Annotated in this window: 10 protein-coding genes; 5 read left to right on the top strand and 5 right to left on the bottom strand. The window is 72.8% G+C overall.

Annotated elements, in window-relative coordinates:
• Window positions 1-60: 60 nt before the first annotated feature.
• Together ABT238_RS37935 and acnA are read right to left on the bottom strand one after the other, a co-directional pair.
• Complete coding sequence (locus tag ABT238_RS37935) at window positions 61-1,410, bottom strand: glycoside hydrolase family 18 protein (protein ID WP_350806867.1); 1,350 nt, start codon at window positions 1,408-1,410, stop codon at window positions 61-63.
• A gap of 203 nt (window positions 1,411-1,613) precedes the next feature.
• Window positions 1,614-4,277 carry an aconitate hydratase AcnA gene (acnA, locus tag ABT238_RS37940; RefSeq protein ID WP_350569324.1) on the bottom strand — a complete coding sequence of 888 codons (2,664 nt, stop codon included), beginning with the start codon at window positions 4,275-4,277 and terminating at the stop codon, window positions 1,614-1,616.
• A 340-nt stretch (window positions 4,278-4,617) separates the two neighbouring features.
• Here acnA and ABT238_RS37945 point away from each other — a divergent pair, with 340 nt between their 5' ends.
• The 4 genes from ABT238_RS37945 to ABT238_RS37960 all read left to right on the top strand — a co-directional run bounded on the left by ABT238_RS37945 (window position 4,618) and on the right by ABT238_RS37960 (window position 7,415).
• A complete protein-coding gene (locus ABT238_RS37945) occupies window positions 4,618-5,154 on the top strand; it encodes a SigE family RNA polymerase sigma factor (protein WP_350569326.1) in 537 nt (178 codons plus the stop codon).
• Between the two features lie 101 nt (window positions 5,155-5,255).
• A complete protein-coding gene (locus ABT238_RS37950; RefSeq protein ID WP_350806879.1) occupies window positions 5,256-6,323 on the top strand; it encodes a hypothetical protein in 1,068 nt (355 codons plus the stop codon).
• A 41-nt stretch (window positions 6,324-6,364) separates the two neighbouring features.
• Entirely contained in the window at window positions 6,365-6,772 is a 408-nt protein-coding gene (locus tag ABT238_RS37955; RefSeq protein ID WP_350806883.1) for a type II toxin-antitoxin system VapC family toxin, read from the top strand.
• Window positions 6,773-6,851: 79 nt separating this feature from the next.
• The gene (locus ABT238_RS37960; RefSeq protein WP_350806889.1) at window positions 6,852-7,415 is read left to right on the top strand and encodes a superoxide dismutase family protein; all 564 of its coding nucleotides are present in this window, start codon (window positions 6,852-6,854) and stop codon (window positions 7,413-7,415) included.
• Between the two features lie 12 nt (window positions 7,416-7,427).
• On the opposite strand, the gene argF is transcribed toward ABT238_RS37960, so the two are convergent.
• The 3 genes from argF to ABT238_RS37975 all read right to left on the bottom strand — a co-directional run bounded on the left by argF (window position 7,428) and on the right by ABT238_RS37975 (window position 12,812).
• Window positions 7,428-8,429 carry an ornithine carbamoyltransferase gene (argF, locus tag ABT238_RS37965; protein ID WP_350569332.1) on the bottom strand — a complete coding sequence of 334 codons (1,002 nt, stop codon included), beginning with the start codon at window positions 8,427-8,429 and terminating at the stop codon, window positions 7,428-7,430.
• A 118-nt stretch (window positions 8,430-8,547) separates the two neighbouring features.
• Window positions 8,548-11,220: a polynucleotide kinase-phosphatase gene (locus tag ABT238_RS37970; RefSeq protein WP_350806897.1), complete on the bottom strand. Its 2,673-nt coding sequence runs from the start codon at window positions 11,218-11,220 to the stop codon at window positions 8,548-8,550.
• Entirely contained in the window at window positions 11,217-12,812 is a 1,596-nt protein-coding gene (locus ABT238_RS37975; protein ID WP_350806901.1) for a 3' terminal RNA ribose 2'-O-methyltransferase Hen1, read from the bottom strand. Before ABT238_RS37975 ends, ABT238_RS37970 begins: the two co-directional genes overlap by 4 nt.
• A gap of 126 nt (window positions 12,813-12,938) precedes the next feature.
• Between ABT238_RS37975 and dapD the strand changes: the two genes are divergently transcribed.
• Window positions 12,939-13,928, top strand: a complete 990-nt coding sequence (dapD, locus tag ABT238_RS37980) for a 2,3,4,5-tetrahydropyridine-2,6-dicarboxylate N-succinyltransferase (protein ID WP_502884338.1) — start codon at window positions 12,939-12,941, stop codon at window positions 13,926-13,928.
• Window positions 13,929-14,168: the final 240 nt, after the last annotated feature.

Genomic DNA, 14,168 nt, shown 5'->3' on the forward strand with positions numbered 1-14,168 from the left:
GGCCCGCCGCGACGCGTGTCGCGGCGGGCCCCGCCGTTCTCACGACCGGTCAGCGCCGGGTCACTTGCCGCGCAGACCCTTGTCCAGGGCGGCCATCGCGCTGCCCTGCGCGTCGTCGCCGTCCAGCGCCCAGACCATCACACCGGCCAGGTCGTTCCAGCGGGCGTAGCGGGCCTTCTCGGTGAGCACCTCGGCCGAGTCGAAGCTGTAGAAGGTGGTGCCGTCGTACTTCCAGGACGCGCCGTGGTCGCGGTCCACGTAGGTGGTGGAGCCGGGCAGCGCGTTGAGCTCCTTGTAGGTGAGGTCCGGCACGGTGCCGGTGGCCTTCTGGTGGAGGCCGTTGCGGTTGCCGGCCGGCACGCCGGTCCAGCCGTGGCCGTAGAACGGGGTGCCGAGGACGGTCTGCTGGGAGGGCAGACCGCGCTGGGCGTAGTGGTCGACGGCCTTGTCGGAGCTGCGCTGGCGCGCGTCCGGGTCGGTGGGGTCGGAGTAGAGCGGGGAGTGGTGGTTGGTCGGGCCCTTGCCCTCCCACGGCCCGTGCAGGTCGTAGGTCATGAGGTTGAGCCAGTCGACGGACTCGGCGAGCTCGGGCAGCTCCAGCCGGTCGGCGACGGTCTCGTTGGCGGCGACGGCGGCGGTCAGCAGGTAGTGCTCGGGCTTCTTGCCCTTGCCCTTGCCCGCCCGGGCGCGCTCGTCGGCCAGCTCGTCCAGCTGCTCGCGGAACTCGTCCATCAGCAGGGTGAAGTTGCGGCCGTCCTCGGGGCGGACCACGTTGCCCGCGTCACCGCCGCCGCCCGGGTACTCCCAGTCGACGTCGATGCCGTCGAAGACGCCCGCGGCCACGCCGGCGCCGCCCTCCGGGGAGTCGGCCAGCCGCGGCACGTCGCCCTTCATGTAGAGGTCGATGCAGGAGGAGACGAACTTCTTGCGGGCCTCGTCGGTGGCGGCGGCGTCCGAGAAGTACTTGGACCAGCTCCAGCCGCCCAGCGAGATGACGACCTTGAGCTGGGGGTTCTGCGCCTTGAGCTTGCGCAGCTGGTTGAAGTGGCCCTTGAGCGCCTGGCCCGGGGCGTCGGCGACGCCGTCCACCGAGTCGGCGGCGGAGAAGGGGCGCTGGTAGTCGTTCCAGGCGTCGCCCTGGCCGGCCTCGTTGCTCTCGAAACAGGTGCCCTCGGCGGAGACGTTGCCGAAGGCGTAGTTGATCACGGTCAGCCGGCCGGCCTGGCCGGTCTGCTGGACCCGCTTGGCGGTGCTGTCGGCACCCCACGAGGTGAAGTAACCGACCCGCTGGCCCTTCAGCTTGGGGCCCTTGGCGCCGTCGGCGGCACTGGCCGTGGCGGTGGCGGCGGTGGAGGCGAGCAGCGCGGCGACGGTGGCGGCGGCGAGCAGGGCGGGGCGGCGAATGGGCATACCGGACCTATTCTCTGAAGCAGCGTCAATTGGTCTGGACCAGCTGGGACAGAGGTTTAGCCCATCGCGCCCTCACCGCACAAGGGGTCCGACCGGGTCGGCGCACTATGCAAAAGACCGGCAAAGCGCGGGCGTCGGGCGGGCAAAGCGAAGGAGGCCGGACCGCGGGTGCGGTCCGGCCTCCTCGGCGCTCAGCGCGGTGCTCAGCCGTTGATCAGGCTGCGCAGCACGTACTGCAGGATACCGCCGTTGCGGTAGTAGTCCGCCTCACCGGGGGTGTCGATGCGCACGACCGCGTCGAACTCCTTGCCGGTCCCGTCCGCGCCGACGGCCTCGACCTTGACGGTCGCCGGGGTGCGGCCCTCGTTGAGCTCGGTGACGCCGGTGATGGAGAAGGTCTCCTCGCCGGTCAGGCCGAGGGAGTCGGCGTTCTCGCCCTCCGGGAACTGCAGCGGCAGGACGCCCATGCCGATGAGGTTCGAGCGGTGGATGCGCTCGTAGGACTCGGCGACGACGGCCTTGACGCCGAGCAGCGCGGTGCCCTTGGCGGCCCAGTCGCGGGACGAGCCGGAGCCGTACTCCTTGCCGGCCAGGACGACCAGCGGGGTGCCGGCGGCCTGGTAGTTCTGCGAGGCGTCGTAGATGAACGACACCGGGCCGTCGGCCTGGGTGAAGTCGCGGGTGTAGCCGCCCTCGGTGCCCGGCGCGATCTGGTTGCGCAGGCGGATGTTGGCGAAGGTGCCGCGGATCATGACCTCGTGGTTGCCGCGGCGCGAGCCGTAGGAGTTGAAGTCACGCTTCTCGACACCGTTGGCGGTCAGGTACTGCGCCGCCGGGGTGCCCGGCTTGATGTTGCCGGCCGGGGAGATGTGGTCGGTGGTGACCGAGTCGCCCAGCTTGGCCAGGACGCGGGCGCCGGCGATGTCGGTCACCGGGCTCGGGGTCTTGGCCATGCCCTCGAAGTACGGGGGCTTGCGGACGTAGGTGGACTCGGCGTCCCACTCGAAGGTGTTGCCGGTCGGGACCGGGAGCGACTGCCAGCGGTGGTCACCGGCGAAGACGTCCTGGTAGCCCTTGTCGAACATGGCCTCGTCGATGGAGCCGGCGACGGTGTCGGCGACCTCCTGCTCGGACGGCCAGATGTCGGCGAGGAAGACGTCGTTGCCGTCGGCGTCCTGGCCCAGGGCGTCCTTGGTGATGTCGACGTTCATGTTGCCGGCGAGGGCGTAGGCGACCACCAGCGGCGGGGAGGCCAGGTAGTTCATCTTGACGTCGGGGTTGATCCGGCCCTCGAAGTTGCGGTTGCCGGAGAGCACCGAGACGACGGCCAGGTCGGACTCGTTGACCGCGGCCGAGACCTCCTCGGGCAGCGGGCCCGAGTTGCCGATGCAGGTCACGCAGCCGTAGCCGACCAGGTTGAAGCCCAGCTTCTCCATGTACGGGAGCAGGCCGGCCTTCTCGTAGTAGTCCATGACGACCTTGGAGCCGGGCGCCAGGGTGGTCTTGACCCAGGGCTTGACCGTCAGGCCCTTCTCCACGGCCTTCTTCGCCAGCAGGGCGGCGCCCAGCATGACGGAGGGGTTGGAGGTGTTGGTGCAGGAGGTGATCGAGGCGATCACGACCGCGCCGTTGTCGATCTGGTACGACGCGCCGTCGGGGGCGGTGACGGTGGTCGGCTTGGAGGCCTCGGCCGAGTAGGCCGGCAGCGCCTCGGCGAACTTCTCGGCGGCCTCGGCGAGGACCACGCGGTCCTGCGGGCGCTTCGGGCCGGAGATCGACGGGACGACGGTGGAGACGTCCAGCTCCAGGTACTCGGAGTAGACCGGCTCGTGCGACGGGTCGTGCCAGAGACCCTGCTCCTTGGCGTACGCCTCGACCAGGGCGAGCTGCTGCTCGTCGCGGCCGGTGAGCTTCAGGTAGTTGATGGTCTCGGCGTCGATCGGGAAGATCGCGCAGGTCGAGCCGAACTCCGGCGACATGTTGCCGATGGTGGCGCGGTTGGCCAGCGGGATCGCGCCGATGCCGTCGCCGTAGAACTCGACGAACTTGCCGACCACACCGTGCTTGCGCAGCATCTCGGTGATGGTGAGCACCAGGTCGGTGGCGGTGGTGCCGGCCGGCAGCTCGCCGGTCAGCTTGAAGCCGACGACGCGCGGGATCAGCATGGAGACCGGCTGGCCGAGCATCGCGGCCTCGGCCTCGATGCCGCCGACGCCCCAGCCCAGCACACCCAGGCCGTTGACCATGGTGGTGTGCGAGTCGGTGCCGACGCAGGTGTCCGGGTACGCCTGGCCGCCGCGGACCATGACGGTGCGGGCCAGGTGCTCGATGTTGACCTGGTGGACGATGCCGGTGCCCGGCGGGACGACCTTGAACTCGTCGAACGCGGTCTGGCCCCAGCGCAGGAACTGGTAGCGCTCCTTGTTGCGGCCGTACTCGATCTCGACGTTCTGGACGAAGGCGTCCGGGGTGCCGAACTTGTCGGCGATGACGGAGTGGTCGATGACCAGCTCGGCCGGGGCCAGCGGGTTGATCTTGGCCGGGTCGCCGCCCAGCTCCTTGACGGCCTCGCGCATGGTGGCGAGGTCGACCACGCACGGCACACCGGTGAAGTCCTGCATGATCACGCGGGCCGGGGTGAACTGGATCTCCTGGCTCGGCTGGGCGTCGGCGTCCCAGGTGCCGAGGGCGCGGATGTGCTCCGCGGTGATGTTGGCGCCGTCCTCGGTGCGGAGCAGGTTCTCCAGCAGCACCTTGAGGCTGTAGGGCAGCCGCTCGGAGCCCTCGACGGCGGAGAGCTTGAAGATCTCGTACGACTCGTCGCCCACCTGCAGCGAGCTGCGGGCGTCGAAGCTGTTCGCGGACACGACTGACTCCTTCTAGGTGCTTCGCGCGGTTTCCGGCCGCCACGGTGGTAAGGTCACCCTTACTTAGGCTGACCTTGCCCGCACCGCCGGTGAGCGCCTCTCGGCAAGTATCTTGATGTCGAGATATATCGTAAGGCGGAGTTATCTCGATGTCGAGATAAACCATAGTGCATGCCGCGAAGTCCGCCACGTCGGCACCACCTCCAGCCTGCCTCCACCGGGTGCATCCTCCCCGAACCCCCGCCGAACCCCCCGTAACGCGCGCCCCCGGCTCACGCGTCTATCCGGGTACAGGGGACGGACGGGCGCCGTCCGCGGGACGCGAGGGGCAGGGAACAGCGTGATCGGGAAGACGCGACGTACCGCGGAGAACGCCGAGTTCGAGGCCTTCGCCCACGCCCGCGGACAGCACCTCTTCCGCACCGCCCTGCTGCTCTGCGGGGACTGGCACCTCGCCGAGGACCTCACCCAGACCACCCTCGCCAAGCTCTACGCCGCCTGGCCCAAGGTCCGCCGCGCCGAGCACCAGGAGGCCTACGCCCGCGGCGTGCTCGTGCGCACCCACCTCTCCCACCGGCGGCTGCGGCGCAGTGGCGAACGGCCCGCCCCCGGCGACCTGCCGGAACCTCCCGGCAGCCCCGACCCCGCGGCCGGCGACCCGGCGCTGCGGGTCACCCTGCTCGCCGCGCTCGCCGAGCTGTCACCCCGGGACCGGGCCGTCCTGGTCCTGCGGTACTGGGAGGACCGCAGCGTCGAGGAGACCGCCGCCGAACTCGGTCTCAGCCCCGGGGCGGTGCGCAGCCAGGCGCTGCGCGCCCTCGGACGGCTGCGCGGCGTGCTCGGGGACCAGGCCGCCGAGCAGCTCACCGCCCCCTGACGCCCCCGCACCGTCCACCGCACCCGATTCATCCGGCTCATCCTGCCTGTCCAGTTCATCCGGCTCATCCGGCTCATCCCGAAGAAACCGAGGAACCAGCAATGGACGCACCGAACGACCCCCGGAACACCCAGGGGCTCACCGACACCTTCGAGCGGGCGATGGACGGCGTCGGCGCCGACCTCGGACCGCTGGTCGCCGGCGCCGCCGAGCACGGCCGCCGCATCCGGCGCCGCCGCCGGGCCACCGTGGCCGGCGCGGTCGCCGCCGTCGCCGTGCTGACCGTCGGCGGCACGCTCGGCCTGCACTCCGGCGACGGGCCCGGCGTCGCACCCGCCGCGGGAGGCGCGTTCCCGGCCCCGCTGCCGAAGCCCTCGTCCGGCCCCGAGCAGCAGCAGCCCGGCACCGGGGCCAACGCCGGCAAGGTCGCCATGACCGGCCGCGCCACCGTCCACACCCTGCTGCAGACCCTGCCGGCCGGCGCCACCACCTCCGGCTACTCCGGCCGCTCCGCGGTCATCACGTCGATGATCTACTACGCCGACCACGCGTTCGTGAGCGGACCGGCCCGGCCCAGCGTGCAGAGCGGCGGCACCGTCCTCTACGACGACGGGAACGGCCCGGCCACCGTCTCCGTCACCATGGTCGGCGCCTCCGGCAGCCTCACCTTCCTCGCCACCGCCCAGCCGGGCTCCAACCAGGCCCCGCTCACCCTCCTCACCACCGCCCAGCCGGGCTCCGACCAGGACCTGGTCACCGCCTTCTACGACAAGCACTACACCTGCGCCGGGGCCAACGCGACCAACCAGTACCAGTACTGCTCCGACTCCGCCCTCCCGGACGGCAGCCGCCTGCTGATCACCGAGCTGGCCCAGGGCGAGCGGCTCTTCCGCACCGTCGACCTGCTGCGCCCGGACGGCACCCAGGTCCGGGTCAACGTCAACAACACGGCGACGGTGGCCGGCGCGGCCGCCCCCGAACAGATCCGCAGCGGGCTGCCACTCACCCTCGACCAGATCAAGGCCATCGCGATGGACACCCGCTTCCAGGAGTGGATCACCCCCGAGGCCGCGCAGCAGGCCGAGCAGGCCGTCCAGCCCTACTCCAACGAGGACCCGGGTCCCGGTGCCCCCTCCGCCCCGGCCGGCGACCCCATCCCGGTACGGTGACCCCGGAATGACGGGACGGGAACGGATACGGGGGCCGACCGATGATCGTGGTGGACGCGTCCGCGCTGGTGCTGGCGCTGGCCGACGAAGGCGAACGGGGGGCCGCGGCCCGCGCCGAACTGGCCGCGGACGGGGACTGGGCGGCGCCCGAACACGTCGTCATCGAGGTGATGCAGTCGCTGCGCGGCCTCTACCTGGCGCGCGAACTCACCGCCGAACGGGTCGGCGAGCTCGCCGCCGAGCTGCCGGGCCTGACGATCCGCAAGGTCCCGGTCGAGCCGCTGCTCGGGCGGATCTGGGAGCTGAAGGACAACCTCACGCCGGACGACGCCGCCTACGTGGCGGTGGCGGAGCGGCTCGGGGCGCCGCTGGTCACCGCAGACCTGCGGCTGATGCGGGCCAGCGGGCCGCGCTGCGAGATCCGGGGGATCCGCCGGGCCGACGGCTAGCGCGGGCGTGTCCGGGGGGCGGTGCGCGCCGTTGAACGGAGCGTCCGGCCTCCCGCCCCCCACCCGAAGAGGTTCGCCGATGCCCGCTCCGCTCGCCGCCGCGCTGCTCCCGCTCGCCCTGCTGGCCGCCGCCGCCCCGGTCTCGGTCACCGAGGCCGACTTCGACCCGGCCACCGCGTTCGTGCCGCCGTCCGCGATCAGCCACGCGCCGGACCTGGTGCCGTACGGCTCGCACGTGCGGGTGGTGGTGGACCGCTCGCTGCCCGGCCGGACGGTCCTGACCGTGAGCCTGGCCGGGGTGGCCGCCGGCCACGAGTTCCCGGTGCACCTGCACACCGGCAGGTGCGGGGCCGACCCGGCCGCGTCCGGTCCGCACTACCAGGACGTGGTGGACCCGGTGAGCCCGTCCACCGACCCCGCGTACGCCAACGGCCGCAACGAGCTGCGGCTCGCCCTGCGCACCGACGGGCGGGGCGAGGGCACCGCCGCCGCGGCGGTGGCCTGGCGGCCCCGGCCGGGCGAGGCCCGCTCGCTGGTCCTGCACGCGGGCGAACCGGCCGGGGCGCACGGCGCCGCCGACCGGGTCGCCTGCGTGAACCTGGACGACCCGGACGGGGCGCAGGCGGCGGACGCGGCGCGGTAGGAGCCGCTCGCGTCAGCCGCCGAGCGTGGCGACCAGGACGGCCTTGATGGTGTGCAGCCGGTTCTCGGCCTGGTCGAAGACGACGGAGTGCGCCGACTCGAACAGCTCGTCGGTGCACTCCAGCTCGGCCATGCCGGTCTCCTCGAACAGCTGCCGGCCGACCGCCGTGCCCAGGTCGTGGAAGGCCGGCAGGCAGTGCAGGAACTTCACCTGCGGGTTGCCGGTGGCCCGCACCGTCTCCATCGACACCTGGTAGGGCTTGAGCAGCGCGATCCGCTCGGCCCAGACCTCCTTGGGCTCGCCCATCGAGACCCAGACGTCGGTGTAGAGGAAGTCGGCCCCGGCCACGCCTTCGGCGACGTCCTCGGTGAGGGTGATCCGGGCACCGCTGGTCTCGGCGAGCGCCCGCGCGGCCTTCTGCACCTCCTCGTCCGGCCACAGGGCGCGCGGGGCGACGATGCGGATGTCCATGCCGAGCAGCGCGCCGGTGACCAGCAGCGAGTTACCCATGTTGGAGCGGGCGTCGCCGAGGTAGGCGAGGGCCACCTCGGTGAGCGGCTCGGCGGTGTGCTCGGTGATGGTGAGCACGTCGGCCAGCATCTGGGTGGGGTGCCACTCGTCGGTGAGGCCGTTCCAGACCGGCACCCCGGCGTACGCGGCCAGCTCCTCTACCACCGCCTGGCCGTGCCCCCGGTACTCGATGCCGTCGAACATCCGGCCGAGCACCCGGGCGGTGTCCTTGATCGACTCCTTGTGGCCGATCTGCGAGCCGGCCGGGTCCAGGTAGGTGGTGGTGGCGCCCTGGTCGTGGGCGGCGACCTCGAAGGCGCAGCGCGTGCGGGTGGAGGTCTTCTCGAAGATCAGCGCGATGTTCCTGCCGCGCAGCCGCGGCTGCTCGGTGCCCGCGTACTTCGCGGCCTTGAGCGTGGCGGCGAGGTCCACCAGGAAGCGGAACTCCTGGGGCGTGAAGTCGAGCTCCTTGAGGAAGTGCCTGTTCCGGAGGTTGAACGCCATGCCGGGCTCCTGGGTGTGACGGTGATGATGACGGTGACGACGACGGGCGGAAAGCAGCAAGTCTATACGATGCTCAGAATTTATATGCAGCATCTCTGCTTTCCGCCCGCCCCACCCGTCACAGGCGCGGGTCCACCGGCTCCGACTCCAGGGCGAGGACGGCGAAGACCGGTTCGTGGACCCGCCAGAGCGGCTCACCCGCCGCCAGCCGGTCCAGCGCCTCCAGCCCCAGCGCGTACTCGCGCAGCGCCAGCGAGCGCTTGTGCCCGAGGAAGCGCCGGCGCAGCCGGTCCAGGTGCTCGGTGTAGTCCGGACCGTAGATGATCCGCAGGTACTCGCGCCCGCGCACCTTCACTCCGGGCTGCACCAGAGTGCCCGGGCGGCCCTCCCCCGCCCCTCGGCGCACCAGCGAGGCCAGCGGCTTGACCACCATGCCCTCGCCGCCCGCCCCGGTCAGCCGCTCCCACCAGGCGACGCCCGCGGCGACGGACGCCTCGTCGGTGGTGTCCACCACCAGCCGGCCGGTGCGGTGCAGCAGCGGGCCGGGGCCGGTGTCGCCCGTCCGCGCCTCGTCGGCCTCGACCAGCCGGTCGATCCAGGCGAGGTGCTCGTCGTGCGGGCGCACCGCGAGGTTCGCCCCCTCGGCGGCCAGCACCTGGAACGGCGCCAGCCGGATCCCGGCCAGGCCCTCGGTCGGCCAGCAGTACCGCCGGTACGCCTCGGTGAACGCCTGCGCGTCGGCGGCGCGCTGCCGCTGGCGCCCGGTCAGCGCCGCCACGTCCAGCCCGCGCCCGCCGGCCCGCTCCAGCGCGGCCAGCACCTGCGGCAGCGCCGCGCCCGCCGCGGCGCCGACCGCCGCGGCGCCGACCGCCGCGTACTGGCGGCGCAGCAGCTCGACCGCCTTCAGCGACCACGGCATCAGCTCGGCGTCCAGCAGCAGCCAGCCGGTGCCCAGTTCCTCGAACAGCCCGGAGCGCTCGGCGGCCGCCCGCACCCGGTCCAGCAGCGCGGCGGTGAGCGCGCCGTCCCCGAGGAACGCCCGGCCGGTGCGGGTCCAGATCGCGCCCGGCCCGCTCACCCCGAACCGCTTCTCCAGCGCGGCAGCGTCCCGCGCCACCAGCACCACCGCGCGGGAGCCCATGTGCTTCTCCTCGCAGACCACCCGCTCGACGCCCTCCGCCCGGTAGGCGGCGAAGGCCTCGTCGGGGTGCTCCAGGTGGCCGGCCCGGCCCGAGGTCGCGCTCGGCGCCATGGTCGGCGGCAGGTAGGCGAGCAGCCGGGGGTCGATCGCGAACCGGCTCATCACCTCCAGGGCCGCCGCCGCGTTCTCCTCCCGGACCGCGACCCGGCCGTGCAGCGAGGTCTCCACCACCCGGCGGCCCGCCACGTCGGCGAGGTCCAGCGGGCGGCCCTCCCGGGCACCCGGCGCGTCGGTGTGCATCGGCCGCACCGGCGCGTACCACTCCTGCTCGGCCTCGACACCGACCAGCTCCCGCTCCGGGTAGCGCAGCGCGGTCAGGCTGCCGCCGAAGACGCAGCCGGTGTCCAGGCAGATGGTGTTGTTGAGGAAGGACGCCGCCGGGACGGGCGTGTGGCCGTAGACCACCAGCGCCCGGCCCCGGTACTCCTCCGCCCACGGGTAGCGCACCGGCAGGCCGTACTCGTCGGTCTCGCCGGTGGTGTCCCCGTACAGGGCGTGCGAGCGCACCCGGCCGGAGGCCCGGCCGTGGTACTTCTCCGGAAGGCCGGCGTGGCACACCACGAGGGCGCCGCCGTCCAGCAGGTAGTGGCTGACCAGGCCGCGGATGAACGCCCGCACCTCGGCCCGGAACTCCTCGGACTCGCCCGCCAGCTGGTCCAGCGACTCCTGGAGGCCGTGCGAGACGGTGACCTTCCTGCCGTCCATCGCCCGGCCGAGCTTGTTCTCGTGGTTGCCCGGCACGCAGATCGCGTGCCCGGCCGCCACCATGCCCATCACCAGGCGCAGCACGCCCGGCGTGTCCGGCCCGCGGTCCACCAGGTCGCCGACGAAGACGGCCGTGCGGCCCGCCGGGTGCACCGCGTCCACCGGGCGCCCGGCGTCGTCCCGGACCAGGGTCCAGCCCAGCCGGGTCAGCAGGGTCTCCAGCTCCGAGCGGCAGCCGTGGATGTCGCCGACGATGTCGAACGGGCCGGTGAGGTGGCGCAGGTCGTTGAAGCGCTTCTCCGGCACGATCTCGGCGGCCTCGACCTCGGCCTCGCCGCGCAGCACGTGCACCTTGCGGAAGCCCTCGCGCTCCAGGCCGCGCAGGGAGCGGCGCAGCTCGCGGTGCTGGCGCGGCACCACGTGCGCGGGCAGCCGGCGGTCCGGGCGGGAGCGGTTGCGCTCGGCGCAGACGCCGGGCGGGACGTCCAGCACGATGGCGATCGGCAGCACGTCGTGCTCGCGGGCGATCCGGACCAGCTGCCGGCGGCCCTCGGGCTGCACGTTGGTGGCGTCCACGACGGTCAGCCGGCCGGCGGCGAGGCGCTTGCCGACGATGTAGTGCAGCACGTCGAAGGCCTCGGCGGAGGCGGACTGGTCGTTCTCGTCGTCGGCCACCAGGCCGCGGCAGAAGTCGGAGGAGACGACCTGGGTGGGCAGGAAGTGCTTGCGGGCGAAGCTGGACTTGCCCGCGCCGCTGGTGCCGATCAGCACGACCAGGGAGACGTCCGTCACCGGCAGGCGGCGGGGGGCGGTCGACGCGGCGTCCGTCGGCCCGGTTTCGCCGGTCTCGGTTTCGCCGGTCTCGGTCCGGGTCTCGTCGGTCATCGGGTCTCGCCCCCTTCGGGCGTCGTGGTGGTGGTTCCGGTGGTTCCGGTGGTTCCGGTGCCAGCTCCGTCACCGAGGCGGAACAGGGCGAGCTGTGTGGGGGCGCCGACCTCGGCGTCCTCGGGGCCGACCGGACGGATGTCGACCGTGTAGCCGTAGGCGGCGGCGACCCGCCCGGCCCAGTCGCGGAACTCGGCGCGGTCCCACTCGAAGCGGTGGTCGGCGTGCCGGAGGTGACCGGCCGGCAGGCTCTCCCACCGGACGTTGTACCCGGAGTTCGGCGTCGTGACGACCACCGCCGGCGGCCGGGCCGCGCCGAACACGGCGTACTCCAGGGCGGGCAGCCGCGGCAGGTCCAGGTGCTCGATCACCTCGCAGAGCACGGCCGCGTCGAAGCCCTTCAGCCGCGCGTCCGTGTACGTCAGCGCGCCCTGGACCAGGCGCACGCGGCTCGCCTTGCGCTCCGGCATCCGGTCCAGCCGCAGCCGGCGGGCGGCCGCGGACAGCGCCCGCACCGACACGTCGACGCCCAGCACCTCGGTGAACGCCGGGTCGGCCAGCAGTGCGCCGATCAGCTCGCCCTGCCCGCAGCCGAGGTCGGCCACCCGGGCCGCGCCGACCTCGCGCAGCGCGGCGAGGATCGCGGTGCGGCGCTGCTCGGCCAGCGAGGGCGGCCGCTCCTCGGCCTGCTCCGGCTGCTCGGGCCGCTCCGGTCGCTCCGCGTTGTCGTCGGCCGTGGCGTCGTCGATCGTGCTGTCGTCGATCGCGTTGTCGACCTCGTCGGCCTCGCGGTCGTCGGCCTCCGCCAGCCGGGCCAGCTCCAGGCGCTCCATCGCCCGCCGGGTCAGCGACCAGCGGCGCGACAGGTAGCGACGGGTGATCAGGGCCCGCTCCGGGTGGCCGGCCAGCCAGCCCTCGCCGGCGGCGAGCAGCTTGTCGACCTCGTCCGGGGCGACCCAGTAGTGCTTGGCACCGTCCAGCGCCGGCAGCAGCACGTACAGCTGCTGCAGCGCGTCCGCCGGCCGGGCCAGCTCCGCCGACAGCTCCAGGCGGACGTAGCGGGACTCGCCCCACTCGGGGAATTTCTCGTCCAGCGGGACCGCCGACGCCTCGACCCGCCAGCCCAGCGGCTCGAAGAGCCGCACCGCCAGCGCCACGCCGCCGCCCTGGCCGCCGCCCTCGCCTCCGCCGACGGGCACGGCCGGCAGCGAGATCCGCAGCGGGCGGGGCCGGTCGGCCAGCCCGGGGCGGGCCTCGCAGACGCCCTTCATGGCCGTCCGGAAGACCGTGCGCAGCGCCACCGCGAGCAACGAGGACGCCGCGTACGGGCGGTCGTTGACGTACTGGGCGAGCGCGAAGTCGGGCGAGCCGGCGCGGCCCTTGCCACGGCCCTTGTGGACCAGCGCGATCGGGTCGACGTCGAGCAGCAGCACGGCCGTGCAGGCCTCGTCGCCCGCCTCCGGGTAGAAGACGTGCGCCTCGCCGTGCGCCGTGGAGAAGCGCTGGACCCGGTCGGGGTGCTTGTGCAGCAGAAAGCCCAGGTCAGTGGCCGGGCTGTCGGCGATACCGGTGGTGGAGATCGACATGAACACCCGTCGGAGTATCGCCCAGGAGCGACTCCCCCAGCACCGCATTTTGTCGCGGCCCGCGGCCGACGTGCCCGTCCGGACGGTGAGCGTGTTCGGCACCGGCGGCCCGGATTCGTTAACGTGCACGATGTGACTGCAGAATCCACCACCCCCGTGAGCGGCGCCGTTGCCGCAGGTCTGGCCACCATCGCCGCGGACGGCACCGTCCTCGACACCTGGTACCCGGCCCCCGTGCTGACCGCCGAGGCCGGCCCGGCCGGGACCGTCCTCCTGACCGCCGACCAGGCCGAGGCCGAGCTGGGCGCGGGCGCCGCCGAGGCGCTGCGCGCCGACGCCCGCCGTGGCGTCGAGGTGGTCGCCGTGCGCACCACCATCGCCTCGCTGGACGAGAAGCCGCTCGACGCGCACGACGCCTTCCTGCGCCTGCACCTGCTCAGCCACCGCCTGGTCCGGCCGCACGGCCTGAACCTGGACGGGATCTTCGGCCTGCTGGCCAACGTGGCGTGGACCAGCATCGGCCCGGTCCCGGTGGACAAGGTCGAGCAGGCCCGGCTGGCCGTGCGCGCCCAGGGCGGGCAGCTCGCCGTGTACGGGATCGACAAGTTCCCGCGGATGACCGACTACGTCGCCCCGTCCGGCGTGCGCATCGCCCACGCGGACCGCGTCCGCCTCGGCGCGCACCTGGCCGCGGGCACCACCGTGATGCACGAGGGCTTCGTCAACTTCAACGCCGGCACCCTCGGCACCTCGATGGTCGAGGGCCGGATCAGCGCGGGCGTCGTGGTCGGCGACCACAGCGACATCGGCGGCGGCGCCTCGATCATGGGCACCCTGTCGGGCGGCGGCAAGCAGGTCGTCTCCGTCGGCGAGCGCTGCCTGCTGGGCGCCAACGCGGGCATCGGCATCTCCCTCGGCAACGACTGCGTCGTCGAGGCCGGCCTCTACGTCACCGCCGGCACCCGGGTCACCACCCCGGACGGCGCCGTGGCCAAGGCCGTCGAGCTGTCCGGCCAGGACAACCTCCTCTTCCGCCGCAACTCGCAGACCGGCGCCGTCGAGGTCATCGCCCGCTCCGGCTCCTGGGGCGGCCTGAACGCCGACCTCCACGCCCACAACTGACCCACCCCCGCTCCACCGGTGATGCCGGGCTTCGAGGCCTCCCCCGAAGCCCGGCATCACCCGTCTCCGCCTCGCCAGATGAAGCAACGAGGAAAGCAACGGAGTGGGAAGTCGGTCGAACCGACTTCCCACTCCGTGCTTCTGGTGGCGGGCTTCGAGAGATCGGAAGAGCGTGGTGGAGGGTAAGAGTGTTGGTTTGTTCGTGTAGATATCGGTGGTCGGCGGATGAATAAAAAAAGG

The organism is Kitasatospora sp. NPDC001527 (genome assembly GCF_040298605.1).
GTDB lineage: Bacteria > Actinomycetota > Actinomycetes > Streptomycetales > Streptomycetaceae > Kitasatospora.

Coding starts and splice junctions, on each gene's coding strand:
- argF (WP_350569332.1), bottom strand. CDS start 8,429: ATGGCGTTCAACCTCCGGAACAGGCACTTCCTCAAGGAGCTCGACTTC.
- ABT238_RS37970 (WP_350806897.1), bottom strand. CDS start 11,220: ATGACCGACGAGACCCGGACCGAGACCGGCGAAACCGAGACCGGCGAA.
- ABT238_RS37955 (WP_350806883.1), top strand. CDS start 6,365: ATGATCGTGGTGGACGCGTCCGCGCTGGTGCTGGCGCTGGCCGACGAA.
- ABT238_RS37935 (WP_350806867.1), bottom strand. CDS start 1,410: ATGCCCATTCGCCGCCCCGCCCTGCTCGCCGCCGCCACCGTCGCCGCG.
- ABT238_RS37950 (WP_350806879.1), top strand. CDS start 5,256: ATGGACGCACCGAACGACCCCCGGAACACCCAGGGGCTCACCGACACC.
- ABT238_RS37960 (WP_350806889.1), top strand. CDS start 6,852: ATGCCCGCTCCGCTCGCCGCCGCGCTGCTCCCGCTCGCCCTGCTGGCC.